Source organism: Candidatus Babeliales bacterium (assembly GCA_035288105.1).
Lineage (GTDB): Bacteria > Babelota > Babeliae > Babelales > Vermiphilaceae > SOIL31.
In genome coordinates this window covers 1-2,889 of record DATEAY010000028.1, presented here as the reverse complement: position 1 = coordinate 2,889, position 2,889 = coordinate 1, and the positions used below count along the sequence as shown (strand labels likewise).

The following is a 2,889-nucleotide window of genomic DNA, read 5'->3' as shown; positions in this document are numbered from 1 at the left end:
CCTCTTGTCCTTCTAACGCTAAAAGTTTTTGAATGCCCTCTAAAAAATTAATAGAATATAAGCTACAGTTCTTATCACCAAGGCCGATTTGGAGATTATGTGATGCATTCACAAGTGGTATTTTACGCTTGTATTTAATTACGAGTGCGTCAGGCCTACTATGAAGCCAGCCCTTTATAATATAATCTTGATCTATTGGCGGGTTAGTGCCATCAGCAATTGCTTGTTTGGACATCTTTTCGAATTCTTCTTCGGAAAGCTGTGTATGGGAGTGTTGCAATCTGAAAGTACTTAATGGTAGATAATTTTGTTTAGTAAGCATTTTGCCAAAGAGCTTTTTGGATCAGTGGCAATGCTTCTCGGGGACGGACTCCTGTCCTCGGTAACCAAACGACATCCATGTCGGCCACGCCCCTCGAAGCATTACCCCTGACCCAACGCTCTTTGGCTGTTCCAATCCTAAAATGTATATAAAAAAATATTATTCTAATTTAGATAATTTATTAGTACAAAATCAAGCAAAACCCTATTATAATAGGGTTTTTAACGTTTATTGGGTTGATAAACATGTCGAAACAAATAATGATGGTTAGTTTGGAGGATTTGGTGCCAGCAGATCATATTTATCGCAGGTTCTGTGATCTTTGGAAATTTGAAGGAGTTCAAAATCAACTAAAAGATATCGAGAAAGATAATAATTATAAGGGCTATGGAGCATTACGCTTGTTTAAATGTTTGCTGCTACAGTTTCTTGAAAATTTAAGTGATAGAGAATTAGAGCGTTATTTGCAGGAAAATAACGCAGGCAAATGGTTCTGTGAATTTGATTTAGCAGAACCGACACCAAATTACACTGTATTTGGCAGAATGCGGGAGCGCCTAGGGACAAGCAGGCTATCAAAGATGTTTAATGATTTGCGTGATCAATTAAAAGCTCAAGGATATATGAATGAGGTATTTAGCTTTGTAGATGCTTCGCAATTAATATCCAAAGCCAGTCTTTGGCAAGAAAGGGATAAAGCCATAAAAGAGAAATATGAAAAGCTCAACAACGAAGTATTGCCTAAAGTTGCCTATGACACCCATTAGGTGCCTCGCTGTCAAGAAAAAAACAATACCCTCGTCTTTTTTTATAGACGCTTTTAGCTTTTTTATCTTTATATTTTTTATGTTGCGTGCGTGTAGTTCGCGCCTAAGTTTCTTTAATGATTGGTTACGTATTCTAATAGAATCGCGCCAGACACCCATCGGGATCAAGGCTTATTGTATGGCCAATAACTCAGCTATATTAAACGCCCCTGGCAACTTCGTTGCCCCAAAAAACTATCAGTGCCATGCTATGTCCAATTAAATGCACTATAACAGTACAATTTTTAGGGATAATCTTAAATTAAGATTTCCAGTCTTATATAGGTTCATAGCATGGGCGAATCTATTTTAACTCACTACAACAACAAAAAATAGAGGGTTGAAATACTCGGCCATTCAAAGAAATGAATTTATCAGTCATAACCCTGGCTACAAATACTCCAACCCAATTCAGTTACTACATAAATAATTTTTTCATATCAAACTCCACATTGTCTCTCAGCATAAAATAACAAGCTTTTGACAATTTGTTTGCTATTGTCTTCAATGCCACTACCCGCATCGTTTTACCTAACTTGCGTTGGTAGTATTTTTTAATTTCAGGATAACTTCTAATTGCCTGGTTGCTTGCCTCAATAAAAGCCCAACATAAATATGCATTCCCATTTTTGCGATTATTTACCCCTTTCTTCTTTTCGTTACTTACGCGCTTACTTTCAACGCATCTGCAATATGAACTATAATTACCGACTGATTTGAATCTTTTGATATCCCCAGTTTCAAGCAAAATTGTCATTCCTAAAATTGGTCCTATTCCAGGAATGCTTTTTAGTAGCGCAAAAAGAGGATCTGGTTTTATTATTTTTTGAATTTGTTTTTCTAATAAATCTACTTGCTCCATGATACAGTCTAATACTTTCAATTGGCTCTGTGCTGCAAACCTTATATTTTCGTCTTTTATAAAGTCTAATATTTTATTACTTGATAATTTTATTTTTCTTGATGTTATACATACATTTTCATATCGAGTAATCATGCCTTGAATACTTAATAAACAGGCTGTTTGTTGCCGAACCAAAATCAATCTTTTACGCAACAACTCTCTTATTCCGCGTTTTTCTTTTGGGTATATATGTCCTGTAGATAATATATCTAATCGTAATAAATTTGCTAACCATAGGGCATCACTTTCGTCACCAGTGCATTTTATACCAGAATATTGAACATTAGCCGAAACATTTGCTAAATGTACTTTATACCCAGCTTCTTGTAAGCCATCTGCCAACCAATACCAATTGTATGTGCTTTCCACAACAATTCCTTCAATACTATCTTTATATGGTTTTAGCGCTTCTAATAAAAGCATCAAATCATTTGATAATCTTTTTTTGTATACAGCTTTATTTTCTTCATCAATCAACGCTACAAAACTATTGTTTGAATGTAGATCAATTCCAACGTATATTTTCATTTCAGTGGCTCCTTTGTTAAGTTAATTATCGATGCAACTATTTTTTACTACAATTGTATTGTATCGATCTTAGCAAAGGGCCACCTTATGATTCTCAAAACTGCGGTAGCATTAGCAAACAAGATAGCAAGAACTGCGTGGGCTATAGTAAGAAACGGAGAGAACTATAGTGTGAATTATAAACCAGTTTTTTTAAAAACAGCCTGATGAATTTGTGGATAACTAAAAAGCAAGTTATCCACGAAATTCACAGGCACAGCAATAAAATATTTTTTAAAATAATAAAGATAAAAAAGCAACCCAAAAGAGTTCGGAGAATAAAACAAATA

3 protein-coding genes are annotated in these 2,889 nt (G+C 34.8%); 1 reads left to right on the top strand and 2 read right to left on the bottom strand.

Annotated elements, in window-relative coordinates:
- Positions 1–322 (bottom strand): hypothetical protein (locus VJJ26_01520; GenBank protein ID HLC06843.1); only part of this gene is annotated, 322 nt, incomplete at its 3' end.
- Between the two features lie 245 nt (positions 323–567).
- Between VJJ26_01520 and VJJ26_01515 the strand changes: the two genes are divergently transcribed.
- Entirely contained in the window at positions 568–1,089 is a 522-nt protein-coding gene (locus tag VJJ26_01515; protein HLC06842.1) for a transposase, read from the top strand.
- Positions 1,090–1,546: 457 nt separating this feature from the next.
- Here the strand turns inward: VJJ26_01515 and VJJ26_01510 are convergent, their stop codons facing one another.
- Entirely contained in the window at positions 1,547–2,560 is a 1,014-nt protein-coding gene (locus tag VJJ26_01510; protein ID HLC06841.1) for an IS110 family transposase, read from the bottom strand.
- Between the last annotated feature and the right edge of the window lie 329 nt (positions 2,561–2,889).